General features: G+C 36.9%; 15 protein-coding genes and 1 pseudogene. 2 read left to right on the top strand and 14 right to left on the bottom strand.

The annotated features are described in order from the left end of the window. Positions 1–25: 25 nt before the first annotated feature. Together QFZ77_RS23715 and QFZ77_RS23710 are read left to right on the top strand one after the other, a co-directional pair. The gene (locus QFZ77_RS23715; protein ID WP_307443147.1) at positions 26–361 is read left to right on the top strand and encodes a hypothetical protein; all 336 of its coding nucleotides are present in this window, start codon (positions 26–28) and stop codon (positions 359–361) included. A gap of 813 nt (positions 362–1,174) precedes the next feature. After that, the gene (locus tag QFZ77_RS23710; RefSeq protein ID WP_307443145.1) at positions 1,175–1,384 is read left to right on the top strand and encodes an alpha/beta-type small acid-soluble spore protein; all 210 of its coding nucleotides are present in this window, start codon (positions 1,175–1,177) and stop codon (positions 1,382–1,384) included. 128 nt (positions 1,385–1,512) lie between these two features. On the opposite strand, the gene QFZ77_RS23705 is transcribed toward QFZ77_RS23710, so the two are convergent. From QFZ77_RS23705 to QFZ77_RS23640, 14 genes and pseudogenes are all read right to left on the bottom strand, one after another. After that, entirely contained in the window at positions 1,513–1,764 is a 252-nt protein-coding gene (locus tag QFZ77_RS23705; protein ID WP_307443144.1) for a hypothetical protein, read from the bottom strand. Positions 1,765–1,979: 215 nt separating this feature from the next. Beyond that, on the bottom strand, positions 1,980–2,741 hold the full coding sequence (locus tag QFZ77_RS23700) for a metallophosphoesterase (RefSeq protein ID WP_307443143.1): 762 nt from the start codon (positions 2,739–2,741) through the stop codon (positions 1,980–1,982). A gap of 227 nt (positions 2,742–2,968) precedes the next feature. Further along, positions 2,969–3,241 (bottom strand): hypothetical protein, encoded by a 273-nt coding sequence (locus QFZ77_RS23695; protein ID WP_307443142.1) that lies wholly within the window; start codon positions 3,239–3,241, stop codon positions 2,969–2,971. Positions 3,242–3,440: 199 nt separating this feature from the next. After that, positions 3,441–3,911 carry an NUDIX domain-containing protein gene (locus tag QFZ77_RS23690; protein WP_307443141.1) on the bottom strand — a complete coding sequence of 157 codons (471 nt, stop codon included), beginning with the start codon at positions 3,909–3,911 and terminating at the stop codon, positions 3,441–3,443. A 485-nt stretch (positions 3,912–4,396) separates the two neighbouring features. After that, on the bottom strand, positions 4,397–5,329 hold the full coding sequence (locus QFZ77_RS23685; protein WP_307443138.1) for a UvrD-helicase domain-containing protein: 933 nt from the start codon (positions 5,327–5,329) through the stop codon (positions 4,397–4,399). A gap of 182 nt (positions 5,330–5,511) precedes the next feature. Beyond that, entirely contained in the window at positions 5,512–7,398 is a 1,887-nt protein-coding gene (locus QFZ77_RS23680) for an ATP-dependent nuclease (protein ID WP_307443136.1), read from the bottom strand. Positions 7,399–7,802: 404 nt separating this feature from the next. Next, positions 7,803–8,336, bottom strand: a complete 534-nt coding sequence (locus QFZ77_RS23675) for a hypothetical protein (RefSeq protein WP_307443134.1) — start codon at positions 8,334–8,336, stop codon at positions 7,803–7,805. 216 nt (positions 8,337–8,552) lie between these two features. Then, the gene (locus tag QFZ77_RS23670; protein WP_307443132.1) at positions 8,553–9,713 is read right to left on the bottom strand and encodes a phospholipase D-like domain-containing protein; all 1,161 of its coding nucleotides are present in this window, start codon (positions 9,711–9,713) and stop codon (positions 8,553–8,555) included. A 270-nt stretch (positions 9,714–9,983) separates the two neighbouring features. Then, positions 9,984–10,385 (bottom strand): metallothiol transferase FosB, encoded by a 402-nt coding sequence (fosB, locus tag QFZ77_RS23665; RefSeq protein ID WP_373462644.1) that lies wholly within the window; start codon positions 10,383–10,385, stop codon positions 9,984–9,986. Between the two features lie 261 nt (positions 10,386–10,646). Beyond that, positions 10,647–10,928, bottom strand: a pseudogene (locus QFZ77_RS23660) (DUF6547 family protein). 310 nt (positions 10,929–11,238) lie between these two features. Continuing rightward, complete coding sequence (locus tag QFZ77_RS23655; RefSeq protein WP_307443131.1) at positions 11,239–12,438, bottom strand: hypothetical protein; 1,200 nt, start codon at positions 12,436–12,438, stop codon at positions 11,239–11,241. Positions 12,439–13,153: 715 nt separating this feature from the next. After that, positions 13,154–13,468, bottom strand: a complete 315-nt coding sequence (locus QFZ77_RS23650) for a hypothetical protein (RefSeq protein ID WP_307443129.1) — start codon at positions 13,466–13,468, stop codon at positions 13,154–13,156. A gap of 425 nt (positions 13,469–13,893) precedes the next feature. Beyond that, entirely contained in the window at positions 13,894–14,622 is a 729-nt protein-coding gene (locus QFZ77_RS23645; RefSeq protein ID WP_307443128.1) for a hypothetical protein, read from the bottom strand. Between the two features lie 390 nt (positions 14,623–15,012). Further along, a complete protein-coding gene (locus QFZ77_RS23640; protein WP_307443127.1) occupies positions 15,013–15,468 on the bottom strand; it encodes a DinB family protein in 456 nt (151 codons plus the stop codon). Positions 15,469–15,472 lie beyond the last annotated feature (4 nt).

Here is a 15,472-nt window from a genome sequence, read left to right as displayed (position 1 = left end):
CGAAAGTGGGTGTTCCGAATGTACATTGAAAATAAGAATTAGACTCGATTGCGATGCTAAGTCAGGGATTGACGGCAAATACGAAGAAGAGGATGAGAGATGTGAATCCAGTCATTGCCTGGATGTTTCTAAAGGAGAAAAGCAGCCGAATGAAATCCGTTTAAAGAAGCCACGAGGACCAGCCACTTTGTTGAACTTTGGATATGTAAAGGAAAATGATCCACGAATTATCCCGTGGATCATTTATTATTACCAAGGTTCTCTGTTAGAGCCTCGCGAACGTGATGTACGCACCTTTTCACTTACTATAAACAACGATTATGTTTGTGCCGCCGAACAAGAAAAAAAACCCGCAGCATGAAGCATGCCGCAGGTCTCTAACTCGTATTACTTTAGATTGTTCCATGCCGAAGCTCAACTTAGGAACTGACATCCGTATCAATGATTTCATCCAGTTCTGAACTATGTTCGTTTGCGGCTGCAATAATTTCTTGATCGACCTTATTACTTCCTTGAATTTGCTCCGCGGCTTGGGCTTGATTGTTCAGTTGCTTAACAATTGTCCTGTGCCATGAGCTCCTTGATGTCCTCTACTGGATGTCATTGTATTTATCCTCCAAATTCGAAAGTTGATCTCCCTACTATATTACGATGCTATTTTCCACCATTATTCCACATAGAGCCTCATTGGTTCGTTTTCGCCTCATGCAATTGTGTAATCAACACCAACAGATTCAGCTACTGTTAATTGAAGGGTTCGCTGAAATTTTTAAGCATCACCTGGTTGATCGTGTGTATTATTTTGTGCAGACTGGTCAGGCGATTTTCGAGTTCGAGATTGCAGTTCCTTATCTAGGGTTCGCTGAGATTTGGTTATCTTAGTTTTAGTTTTATCGGACATTGAGATTACCTCCTTTCTATCTTGATGAAATAAGCTAAAAAATTAAGCCTGTTAACTTTAGCACACCCCTTTGAGTAATTTGAAACATATATATTGTACTCAATTAAGAAGTAATATAAGCAGACACATTGTGCCAATCACTTAGTTGGTCGGCGAAATTAAACAATAATTTCTTACTGGGAACTAAAGCTTTTCAAATGAGATTATTCTTACATAATCCTCCCTTAATCTCCACAAAATAAAGCACATTGAGAAAAGGAGTGATTTTATCCCATGGCAAATAACAGCACTTTACTCGTACCACAGGCTAAAGCGGCAATTAACCAACTAAAGTATGAAGTAGCTCAAGAATTGGGCATCCCTCTTCAGTCAAATGGCTACAATGGAAATCTCCTTACAAGGGATGCAGGCTCTATCGGAGGAACAATTACAAAGCGTCTTGTACAAATTGCTGAGCAGCAGTTAAATGGATTTAAACGCTAAATCAATAATGTAAGCCTAGTAAAAAAGACTACGATCACCTTTCGTTCAAACTGGCAAACCTTACATTGCTATCATTGAACAAACGTTCCCAGTTAGTGTAACGAATCATTGATTCATTCTTCGAAAGCTTACAGGTTCTTTCGCTTAACGTATCGCACGACCCAGAAAATTGCTGCATAAACCGTGAAAGTAATCACAGCCAATACGGGATACACGTATGGATCAATATGTATCACGACGAAGTAAGAATCGTGATATTGAAAATCTTCTGGATGCCCCTGCACGTTACCGAGATTAGTAATAGCTACAATTGCGAAAAACACGATCATCGGTACAGACAAGGATAAAAGTATCCCGGCAACCACGCTTTTCCTGCTCATTCAAATCTTGTCCTTTCCTCTAAAAACCTGCAGACTTACTTTGTGTAGATTGAGCTATCGTTCCACGTTAGTTGAATACAATTAATCTAATCTTTATATTCCTGCATAACCCTGTTAGAAATGAATCGAAGTTTATCGCTTTACGTTAAACTTCCCAATTCAAACAACACAAAAAAGCCTATGCGAATTACTCGTCTAGGCTTAATTCTATCTAGCTAAAGATGGTGCATTGTTATCTCACTTCTGACTAGAAATCTTGCATTAATCCCCGTCTGTCCAATTCCCTTCGATATATAGTAAGTACCATATTGATTATTATGGAGTCCTTTATATATTCCCCTCCTAGGTAAGTCTCCTGCATTTTTGATACTAAAAAAAAATGGGATATTAAATTGTTTACCATGAAGATGCCCAGCCATTAAAAAGTCATAGTGTTTATTTAAATGTAAGACTACGTTAGGATCGTGGGTAATAACGACTTTAGTTCTATTATGATCAACAGCGTGGAACGATGCTTCAATGTTGCTCATACCTGAATCAAAATCATCAATTCCAATTAACTCAAATTGATCTAAATGTACCGATTCATTCCTTAATAAATGCAAACCATATTTTCTAAGTAGATTGATTAAATCCTTAACATTTTTTTGCTGATAATCATGGTTTCCGAGAACACAATAAATTGGCACGTTACAAATAGTCAATGCTCTTAGATACTTTTCTAGTTTGGAGAGACTTTTACTACGTTTAGTAAAATCACCTGTAATAATAATATAATTTGGATTCTCGCGATGAATAATAGTTGTAATTTTCGATGGACTTATTCTTAATCGTTCTACATGCAAATCACTAATCTGTAGGATTTTCAAATTTAAATTCAGAGGATGTTTAATCTGCTCAATTTTTAACCATTGTGTAGGTAAAATTAAACTTATATAAAATAAGAGTATTAGAATCACTATGGAAATATAAATCACTTCAGCATCCTCCTGTTATAAGATTCATTTCGTGGAAGTAACATTAATTCTAGATTATTTTGGATTAATAGATCTGGAGTTAGGTAATTTCAATTCCTTATCGTTTCGGCCATTTAGCTCAATATAAACAGGCTGCTCCCACGGTGGCCTGCCTGTTATCGTTTATTTAGCTCTCATTGCCCGTTCGCTGAACGAATAAGGCTGCCCATCGATGGCAGCCTTATGTCTTACATTCTACGCTTTTTTACAACTATGACAGCAGTAACGTTAATTAATAATATAACACCTAAACATATAGCGTAAATAATGATTTGCATAACTTGACCCAATCCATCTGTTTCAGTTACCCACCACCAAACTGTACCTAAAAGCAAACAAAAAATATTAATAACTGTTGCGATTGAGATTATTGTGGCAAGTTTATGATTCTTATTTAACTTGACACTATAGAACAGTGACAACAATAAAGAAATCACTACAGGAAAGACAAGCTTAACCATTTGTTTATAACTCCCTTTAAAGTATCCAACACAAATTTACTTTCAATCAAATTATAGGATGTTATAGCTTAATTAAATAGTGCTATCTTTATCTAGTACCTGATTTAATACCGATACTGCTCGTTAGCCGATCTAAAGTGATCGACTGCTTTTATTTTACTATGTTGAACTCTCGTTATCCGTTACTTCAATACTGAATTCAATTTATATCCCCTGTATAAATGCTTTCGATAATATTACCTTCTGCAATTTCCCTGATGTACGGGATTAAAGCTTTAGGAAAAAATCTATATTCCTCAAGACTTGATATTGGAATCCACTCAATACCAAGATGGTCCTCATCTGGAGCTGTACCGTGACCTACATTTTGTTCATCCAATATGTCACACAAAAAAATATGGTCTACAACATGAGTATTCGGATCTACCAAGCTGTTTCCATGATGATTTCTGCCTATATATTCTCTTACAAAAGCAAACTGTTTCACTTCTATTCGGCAGCCAACTTCCTCAAGAAATTCCCGTTTAAGTGATTCAATCAAGTTTTCACCATGCTCTTGACCTCCGCCTGGTAACGTAAAATCAGCACCAAATACTTGATCATACTTTTTTATTGTCAGCAGTTTATTTTTACTTACAACGATTCCTTTTACTCCACTCCGTACCTTCAATTACAATCACCCCTTTCATTCGTATCGAGAAAAAGCAGCCGATTTTTATCCTAGTTAATTTCTTCGAATTATTTCCATTATCCTGCCCGTCCCTCGGTTTTAAGGGTTTTTCTCTCATATACTCACTCATTCGCAGGATTTCGTCGGTTACAGGCCAGTCTACTGCTTATCGGCAATCGGACAATGTTCTTGTCACGAATCGGGAATCGGCTCAAGTTCTTGTCATCGCGAAAAGACAAGAACTTGATCCGATAACTAAAAAAGCCCGCGGTTTACGCGGACTTCATTCGGACAAAGTTCTTGACAACCGACACCTCTTTTGTCTAATGACACAAAACCGCGAGTAGCTGTCTAATCACTTCATTTTTGTTTTCTGAAAAGTAATGACTCCACACACCATATCTGTAATTAAATGCCTTTGATTTGTTGGTAGAGTTGGAGCGAATGATGAAATACTTGGATTCCCCTCAAGTAAACTGTAACTTTTAATGCATGTTGTTCTTAATATTTTTGCAATTGCTAGTGGATATTTGCAAACTTTTCTCTTCATCTGGGACCCAAGAATCCTCTTCACCATTCCACAAATTATACAATGCTTGGTAAGGGTCACCAAATTTTTGAACAACAATTTGATCATCAACAGTATTTTCTTCATTAAAAATACGTTCTAAAATTAAATATTGCGTTTGACTTGTATCCTGAGTTTCATCCATAAAAACAAATGAAAATCGATTTCTGATGGCTTTAGTAATCTCTGATTTGAAGTATCTTGTGTACCAATCACAAAGGATTAATGAATCACGATGACATAGAATGCCCTGCTTCAAAACATCTTTGAATGTGTTTAGAAGTATACCTTTATATTGCTCAGACCTATCTTCTAATCCAACTAATCGGAATGACATATCATCATTAATATAAAGTTGGGAATTTGTTATCGCGGTTCTTGCCAATGGGCTTGTCCACCATGCTGGCTTATTACGATTGAAAACTTTACTACAATATTGAAAGAATTCATCATCCTCAAGGAATACTAAATTTTTATTATTATTCATTAAGTAGTCGTACGCTCTTATGGAAAAAAATGAATTGAAAAAATCATGGATAGTGCCAATAAAATGTGGGTGAGTAATATTGTTAATACCTACTAATTTTAACTTATCTAGAATCTCACTAACCCCAACATTTGTATGCGTAATAACACATATGCCCTTAGCTTGCTTGTCATTATCCAATTGCTTTAAAAGTAGCGCTATTTTCGTTATTAATGCAGCTGTCTTGCCACTTCCAGGGCAGGCTACTACGTCAAAAGAATGATGCGACATTATTGCGCTTATCTGTTCCTCACTAAAATTACTATTTGGTGGTAAAAGTAACCTCCCGATATTTTTTATTTCATCAACAGTATATCCACTCAAATCTCTGATCCCCCTGTCACATGGTATATAGCATCTCTTAAGTAAGTTAAATAGGGATCCGAAATCAAGATTTCTTTAACTTCTTCCTGTTTCTGTTTTAGAATTAATGCTAGGGACTGCGCAACTGAAGCTTTAGAGATATTTTTATCTAACAATGGCTTGTAGAGTTCAAATGCTCTTTCTTAATCAGGTAAACTCTGCAACTTCTTATATAATTGCTCATACTTTTTGGTGTTTTCAATACTGGTTGGTTTTTTATACCGCAGATTATGTGTTGCTACTAACAAATGGCTCCAAATTGAGCTTAAAGCTATTTGGTACTCTAGTGTCCAATGAGGAGCAACAAAAACCTGAATTTTAGATCTATCTTCTTCTAATTTAGCAATTATATTCTCACGCTTTTTTTCCCTCATTGAGTTTAATAGAGGTACTGATAACTCATTTTCTAAAATACTACATATTACTTCATAACTCTCAGCTTTTAATTCAGTATTTAATAGCGAAAAACTTTCTCGAACTTCTTTTTTGGTAAGGAACACATGTCCTGTAAATACTGCTAAATCATCATCTTCGATTTCCAAAATCTTGGCTATTGATGCTATTTGATCTTGCGATTCGAGAGAATATATCTTTCCACTTAGGCCTTTATTTTCATAATAGCTTAATGGCCTCACATCTACATCAGTAATAATGGAAACTGGGATTTTTAATTCAGGATATTTAGTTAACCATTCTTCTGACCTACAAAATATTTTTGAATAACGTTGAAATGCAGTGTTTCCTATATTAACGATGCTGACCCCAAAACGATGCAACGGTCTATCTAATATTTCAGCTACTGTTGGAAGAAGTAAATTTTCTGCATCCCCTTCAACGAAAATGACACCTTTTGCGAAGAACAAGTTAGCCTTTGTAGAATCCAAAAAGCGTTCAAGAAAAAGATAATCATCTTTATGTAATTGAGTATGTTGCTCACCCATAGGATATGCTACGCTACTGTTTAGTACTATAATATTCTCAAGCTTAGTTGAAGCTGCTAAGGTCGTACTATGGGTAGTTAGAATAAACTGGCCTTTTAATCGCTTTTCTTGATCTTCAGATTGAAGGAATTTAATCAAACGCAATTGTGCTTGAGGGTGTAAATGCGCTTCAATCTCTTCTATTAAAGTAATATTTGCACCATGACTTATATCAGAATTTAGTAATAGTAACTCTGTTGCAATAAACAGCAGATTTAAACTTCCGAGTCCCGCAGGTAGATCGCTTAATAGCAAGCTTAATTTCCTTAGAATCTCATTCAATTTGACCTGAACGATTTTAAAATCTGGATCGTATATCTTTTCGTTATTAATAGGTTGATGAAAAAAGTTTTGAAGATAATTTTCTAGTTCAAACTTAATTGTCTTTCCTTCCTCATATGGTTTATCAAAAAAATTTTCTACTTTCTTATTCGCATCATTGAAGATAACTTCTAGTTCATGCTGGACGTTCGGATCCTGTTTCTGAAAAGCCTGATGGTTTTTGAGTACTTGGGCAAGTCTAGAACGAACTCCAGGCTTCAACTCATTTTCTGCGTCACGAAGAGGCTTAAGATAAGTTGCTCTTATTAACTCACGAGCTACACCCTCCAGACGAGTAGCGCTATTCGGAGGACCTGCCTGATATACTCTTTCTATTCTTTCACCTGAAAATACATCACTTAACTTTTTAGCGATAAACCTAACTTGCAGTTCATATTTTTTATTTTTGTCAAATGAAAGCCATTCCAAGAATAAACCAGCTTCTTGTTCGCTTAATGCTGTAAAGATACATTCTATTACAATTTCCTGTGATGTACTTCCTCCTGATGAAACATAAAAATCATCTTCACTAATCCTATAATTATCTTCACTTGATGTTCCTAAAGTTATTTTTATTGCATCTATGATTGCCGTTTTTCCAGCATCATTCTCCCCAATGATTAAATTAAAGTTCTTATGAAATTCTACGATAAGACCTGGGAGGTTACCTGCATCTCCTGAATTACCATATTTTCTAAAATTCCATATTTTCAATTCTTTTAGATACATATTAAAGCTCCGTTCACGAGTTATTTATCAATCCAATCACATTCATAATATTACAGGTTTATCCAAATGTCGATAAAATTAGGATGCGGTTTTTACAAATGATAGCAAACGATGTAAATACTACATGATGTGCCACACGGCAGCCTTTCACTGTTTAACCATCGTTCCCAGTCGTATCGGTAAGTCCAGATTTCAAATTAAGCTTTACCGACCTCCCATATTAATACCATCCGTAGGAATGGGATAAAGTTCTTGTCATTTGACTTTGACAAGAACTTTATCCCACAAAACAAAAAACCGCGATTTTCGCGGCCTTTAATGAGATAATGTTTTTGTCACCCGACAGGTGCCTCCCCCATTCCCTTAGTATAATTCAACGTAATTTAAAATTAAAAAGGACTTTGTCAGTTTGGAGTTTTCAGTTTTCCAACACGAACAAGAACATGCCATTTGTCAGCGAGTTTACACAGAATTCTTATTGAAATTTCTGCCTTTTCTTTTCGCACTTGTTCATTCGATAAATCTTCTGTAGCTGTTGATGAATGATGAGCATAAGGATTTCTTACTTTTCTATAGATGTTAATTATCTCTTTTGCTTCATCTTTAGTTAAAAAATCTTTTTTCTTAGCTATATTTATCTTCTCAGCAAATGTAGCACTATAATTAGTGTCCTTTTTCTTTTTTTCTTTCTCATATTCTAGAATTTCTTCTACTAAGCATGCACTTATACTCTGTTCGATAAATGCGTGAGCTAATAGAACGGAAGCGATATACAAGCCTTTTACGTAAGACTTTGTACATTCATCAAACATATCTTTGCTCACATCAAATTGATTGACCCAGCCCATAATAGAATTTTTGTCTATTTGCTCCTCAATAAATTTTTTCCTTATTTTTTTTTCTATTTTCTTAGTGTTTTCCATTTTGTTTTCAGTCATATTAGAAACGCACTCCTTAACTCCAATAACGGCAAACTTATCGATTGTCCCTTTAACTAATTTGCTTGATAATCTCTTTTAACGACAGTCCTGTAATGTCATATTGTCATTCTGCTGATTACTACTATGTCTCAGAGATAGATGGATATTTTTCCATGAGATAATAATCTACTTTAAATCTCAGCTACGTAAAGCTGCTGATTAGATTCTTACTTATTATGCAAATTCTATATCACAAGGCCATATTAGCTGAAGTTGCGGAACTTTATCCCCCGATTTTTTTTCATAAACATAAGGAATAGCTTTAAGATTTACTACACTACCTGGCTTGAATTTTTCATTAAAATTGGTATATTCAAGACCAGATTTCAGATTAACATATACCCCTATCGAGTTTGATCCTGACGTGATATTGAAAATAAAATCCCCAGGAAAAGTTATACTGCTAGTTATAGTTACTGCAGAAAATCTAGTCCATCGTCCGATATAGTCCGATGATTGACTGATTGTTATTTCTTCAAAATATTTATGTACAAAAAATGAATCAAGCATTCCTTCATTATCAAAGTAATCAAACATACATGAATGACAGAATCGTTTATACAAGGAAGAGAATTCAGGAAAATGTGTCTCCAGAATATTATCATCTTCTTTAAGAAAATCCCTAGATTCAAAGTCACAAGGAACGCGGTTATAAGTACATGATAATTCTTTCTCTTTATCAACACGTTTTCCGCAACCTTCACAATAAAGTATTGGAGGAATATAACCTTTAATTTTACAGCTCACGGATGAAATATGCTTTTCTTCATCATTGATATAGAAGTAAGGAAACTTTGAATTAGGTGTCTCTACTTTATGGGCATATATTTCCTTTTCAAAGCTAATATTATAGTGTTGAAACGGGTCAGTGTACTCTTCGCCGCATCTACATGTTTTAGGGTTAATAGCAGATTTAGCAAGCGCTTTTCCTAAAATAAACATTTTTTTAAACTCACTTGCAAATGACTCTATAATCGACTCATCGCGTATTCTCATCATATTTTCCCAATTTGATCTACTTGCATTTTCAGACAGATTGAGGGTTCCAGTCCACAAAATATCATCGATGATAAGAAACTTATGGTGCATATAACTTTGAAAGTACTTCGACCCTAATATTACAACAGTAGGGTCGTGATGAAATTTGTAACCGTCGTCGTTCAAGATAATGCGTTTATTAACATTGCAACTTTCTACTAACCCGTTGATCTCCGCCTCAGTAAGAAAATATTGAGAGATAAATAATCTCTTTTTTGCATATTTTACATCCAGTTTTATTCTTTCCAGGGTCTCAGAATTACTCCCTGGCCTGGTGAAAAACACTTCTACACTCATATGTGCCCCCAAATAATAGAAATATAATCTACTTTCTATGTATTATACATTGTAAAAGGTGGTAATCCAAAAGAATTTTCCTCATTTGTGAAGGTTCACCGTGGGCACGTTTTAGCACAAAATATCGGCCTCATACAATTTCCACAATTGACTTATATTCATAATAAAACCTCCCATTAGTCCTATTAAATCTAGGGTTTCTTCTAATGGGAGGTTTTAATGTGTTTATATTGAACTAGCGTTCCTTCGTTAGTTGAATAATGTTTGGATTTATTTTTCATAAAAAGACATGTATGATTTATCGCCTTTGTAATATGAAAGCCTATCCTGTAACGTACCAGCATGGAATTCAAATTTATGCCCATCAGGGTCAGTAAAATAAATTGACCTGTTATCCCTCTCATCACGTTTACGACCAGGGAGAATATTTACGCCTAAATCTTCAAGTTTTTTTACCACGGCATCAAAATCTTCGCTTTGCACGGTAAAAGCTATATGTGTATAAGAATACTGGATTTCATTACGTGGAATGTCACACTCCACATTTAGTGCTAGCCATAATCCATTCAAATCAAAATAAGCCAAATTTCTACCTTTAACTAATAACCTTGCATCAAATACATCCTTGTAGAACTTAATTGATTTATCTAAATCAGTAACAGAAAAAAGCAAATGTTAATGTTTCCGATTTTCAACGTTGGTCACCTCCTCCGCCTCTTCACATTCGTTGAAGTTATTGAATTATCCCGCTAGGTTAATAACAAAAAGAGACCCACAGCAACGGGCTGCGAGTCTAAGTTTATATTTTAAAAGGGGGTCGGTTTTTATTATAACCTTTATTGATTAATACCAGATGAAAATAAGATTTCAATCGTGTAACAATTACTTAACTCTTGTTCTTTCGTTAGTTCTATGGCTTGGCTTTATACTATTTCACTTACTTGAATCCGGCCATTCATCTCCTTTTCTTCTGCAAACCCAATCAAAATACATTTCGGAGCCAAATGGTTATGTTGCCATCTTTACTCCATTCTTTGTAATTTCAAAGTCTTCAAGGTTAATCTGATCGGTTAAATAAACAAGGACATCATGGATTCCACCATCGCGAGCAGATTGAGCAATTATTGCAAATGCCTCTTTTTGCTCAGTAGTTAGCTCGCCTAAGACTTTGTTGACCTTTTCATTCTCAACCGTTTTAGGCCAACCATCTCCCATTATCCAGCGAGGGAGCACACCTGGGCGTAGACTAAATCATCAATGAATGTTTTATAAAGTTCTAGTGCTTCCTTGTCCATTCGCTTAACCCCCGAGTTTATGTAGTATCGATTCTTTGAACTTCTGTAGCACTTATATTCAGCTATCGTCTCGTTAGCTTAGGGCGCTTAAATCGCATGCACATAAAAGACGAACATCGGAAAGCTGTATGAGGGAAAACCTCACGTACGTTTTGATGAGGAGGGTTGAAATTTCTAAGCCCTTTACTCTAGATTATGAAGGGTCATTGGACAGTTTATTTCCTAACGCGCTAGTAAATTAATTGGTATTCCTTAATACCTTTTTGGGATGCATAGCTTTCTGCTTCAGAAATTGACTGGAAGCTCTTTGTAACAGTACCACTAAATGTCTCAAACTTTTCATCATAAACTAATTTACAAGAAACGTTATCCCAAACTCCCATTGTATCTGTTAAGACTCGGACATTCTTGTATTGTCTTGCAAAAGTGACAGCTTCATCTTTCGTTTTATACGTCCCTAACAATTTGTCACCTTGCCAAACAGCAAACTCATTAGTCCACACATCATTGTCCCCTGGATTATCATTTATGCTTGGCTTAGATGTAGATGTTAGTTTCGGGTTAGATGTTGGTTTTGATGTTTGAAACGGTGTTGATGTTGGTGTTGGTACCGGCTTAACTGCCTGGGTTGGTGGTATACTGATCACATCGGGTGCCGCTGATAGATTAACTTTATTCGTGAATTGATATGTTTGTGATTCATCTTTCGCTGAAGAGATATTGAACATAACGCCCATTTCTGGTGAATAAGAGGTAGTGTATGTGAAACCATTTCGTTTGAACTGGCTGTTTAATTTATTGAAGTCAGGAGAATTAGCGAACATTTCACTAATACCTGTTTTACCAATTATCGGGTTAAACTCGTCTATTGATAACCCAGGCTCTACTATTTCAATCATCATTCCAGCTGCTCTTATAAAATTCATTCGAGAATCGACACCATTATCTTTAAATATAAGTGTCACATCTCTCATGGATCCATCCGATTTATTTACAATACTAAATATGCCAAGTGAGTCATTGTATATGTATTTAGCAAAATCTTGGTTAGTATCACTGACCACATCAAAGTTTTTTATTATCAAATGTTTATAACGATTTTCTGTCAATTCATTAAATCTCTTTAGGAATTCTGATGGTCTTTTTCCTATTGTATATTGCACTTCACTCCTGCTACCCACCTTTATATCATTAGAATTTTCTTTAGGCGTGGTAACAACTACACTTGATTCAGTGCTCTTAGGTTCAAAATTTTCTTTATTCAGCGCAATAAATGAGATGACCCCAAACATGGAGATGGATACAAAGGAAAAAAGCATGCCAGACTTAAATGTTCCATCTTTCCTTATTGCCCCAAAAGCGGTGTAAATTACAGAAATTGCAGAACATAATACACTTCCAGATATAGCTAAAATCAATAACGTTATCATATGGTCGTTTCCCCTATCCTTATGTCTGAATATATGTAAATCAGTAAATCAGTTCTTCTACCATTCTTTTTTAATCTCGCCCACATTTTCAGCTCATTAGAGTCGGGCAGCTATAAGGATATGATACTTAACCTCTTCTACCATGCGCCTGCGCAGATAAATTAAATATCAAGCTAGACTGACATTCGGCAGATAAAGAAAACTTTATAAGAAAAGGATATTCGCGTATGAGAAGCGATTTCCAAGGAAATATCACCAAAAGCTTGGATCGTTTATGTGAACAAATATATTGATATCACTTTTATTTCATCCGAATAAATCGTGCAGCCGTACTGGTTTCATGGTTGAAAGGCCCTACCGATGGGGATATTACTGTGTTACTCGGCGTTATTATTCCAATTTATGATACCAAAACCGTTGTAATCTTAAACTGCCAATGTAAACAATATACTACAAACGGGCGAATTTTTCCGATTAATCATCGAATTTTTTGATGCAATAATTTTCAAATACTCAACCCCTTCAATAACTATTATTCAAGTATTTAGTATTCGATGGAAAATCATTTGTAATCCTTGTTAAGCTATGCTGCCCGTTACTTCAACGAGCAATGGAGCAGCTGCCGCGGCGGCAAACTGCTCCTGGATGATTCTGAACTAACGTTCGTCGATAGCTTAATGGATGACCGAGTTACGTTAACAATTATTCTTTAATATTATATATTATTTAATTTATATTTCGTTTTCTCTACTAGCCTTATCTTGTATTTTTCTTTTAGATATCTTCCTATTGATTTACCATCTCTGTTTAAACAATGCGCATATGATTTAATTTCATTTCCATCCCGTAATAAAAAAATATATTCATCTTCAGCCGGTCCTTTCCCTAAACGGAAAGTAACCGTTCCGATTTTTTCTATCTTGACCGATGTAATTTGTTTTATTTTATCAACATTGATTTCACTGCTCTTGCAGAAAAAAATATATTTCGTTAGCAGTCCACCATGTAGTTTCCAGTAATACCCCTTCATGTAAAGCATGCTAATAATAAAGAACACCACGAAGAGGATTAATATGGGTTTGTTAATTCCAATCATAAAATGAACAATTACTAAAAAAAATAGAAAAATCAACGGGTAAATTATTAGAGCCTTCTTGAAATTAAATTCTAACTTGGAATCCCCCGACCTCATTAGGCAACCCCCTTTCAGATACTTTATCCATATGTTACCACACCAATTCACTGAAGATAACTGCATGTTATTCAACGAATCCAGGGAGCATCTGCCGCGAGGCGATCTGCTCCCTGAGTTATTACGATATAGTTCCTCGTTAGCGCAATCGTAGTAGCAGAGGAGTACGCACCACGACTGTGGAGATGCTGGCCGCACGCACCTAGGATGTAACGATGCGCATTCTTTGCGATTCTTTCAGCCTTCTCCACCAAATCCAAGTGCTATGACTTGTGGTGTGCTGCATGCCACTGAAAGTACACAATGGCACTGCCACGATAATAAGCGCAAGCGCGACCTTTAACGCCTGTAATCAACTCTTCAACTGAGCTTGTGGATGGTTGTGTACGTAGACTTATCACATTCCCATCCTCCACCCCAATCCAACCGAGTTCAAAAAGTGCGTCACAGCCAGCTTTGCACATGGGCACTACGATGTTATCGTCAAGCCGCTCCGATTCGCTTGCAAGGCTTCGCTTTTTGATGTGAGCGGTGATCATCATCTCAGGGGGAAAGGATCGAGCGCAGATCGCGCAGGCGACGCTCTCCTTTCCCCTAAACAGGAGATCTCGGAGTTGCTGTTGCTCTGCTCGAGTAGTCCGTTTAGAAAACGTTACCCGATCGGTGGGACCATCGAACGTTACCGTTTTCCCGTGTTCGTCTTCTTCAATGGTCACTTTTGGGGGAGGATTTCCCTCTTTATTATAGAGCTCTTCCGCCCATTTCCCCCGATGGGTAAACGTCCAACCGATAGCGTCGCGCATCACTTCTTGCAAGCCGCGCACGTTTGCTATCCATCCATTCCCTGCATCGTACCTATCGACTTGATATTCAATCTCACCATACTTATATGCATATGTAATAGCAACTTTAATGGATCCCTTTGGCCCGTGAATGCGAAAGTATTTATTACGCGATCTGCCGCTGCCTTCGAATAGCTCTTCTACTACCATGAAACAACCTCCAAATCAATATATGGTCAGTATATCATGACAGATAAGGAGCGCGTCACCTAGCAATGAAAATTTGCGTATAACTGCCCTTTAGTTGAGAAAGGGCTACCTCGCGGCAGCACTTACTAACAAACTATAGTTATCCGTTCACGGAACATTAAAGCCATCTCTATTCAGTTCCAGAATTTGTAAATAAACCGATAACTTCTATAATACCTACTCTTTCACAAAACTTAAGAAAACTGTCCATCAAACGGCTACCTACACTGCCCGTTCAGAAAAGGCAGCAGATCCGAATGGGTCCGCTGCCTTCATATGTTGGTATTGTACTCTCGTTTTCGTTAGTTCAATGACAATCCCATTCCGAGTAATGGTGATTATTAGGCCCTGTTAGAGCCTCGCGAACGTGATGTAATCGACTTGGACTGGCTCTGCCGATTCGATCCGAAGTGCCCGGTTGATCTGTCCCCGGTGATATTGCCCATGTAAGAGGACCTGCAACAGGATGACCCGGACGGACGTTCGGAACGGAACCCCGCTCTGGTTCGCATAGTCGATCATCTCGTCCAACTCGGATTCCTCGAGCCCTTCGATATAGACGCGATATTGCTCGGCGTTTTCTTCGAACATCGTCCGGATCGCCGTCAGGTCTTCCGCTTCCTCCCACAACGAATATTGCGCGCTGCCCTTGCCCTGCAATCGGGACAGCCAGACTCGTTCCGCGACCGCGACGTGCCGAACCAGCTTCAGAAGGTCCTTGTTTTTCGTCTCACTCTCCTCGAGCGTGTCCAAGATGCGTCCGTCCGCCCAGTACAGATGGTCCATCATGCACTTGATCGTCTTCATTTCG

It is taken from the genome of Paenibacillus sp. V4I3, assembly GCF_030817215.1.
Lineage (GTDB): Bacteria > Bacillota > Bacilli > Paenibacillales > NBRC-103111 > Paenibacillus_E.
Note: the sequence above shows the minus strand (reverse complement) of the source record. Positions and strands in the feature narration are given on the sequence as shown.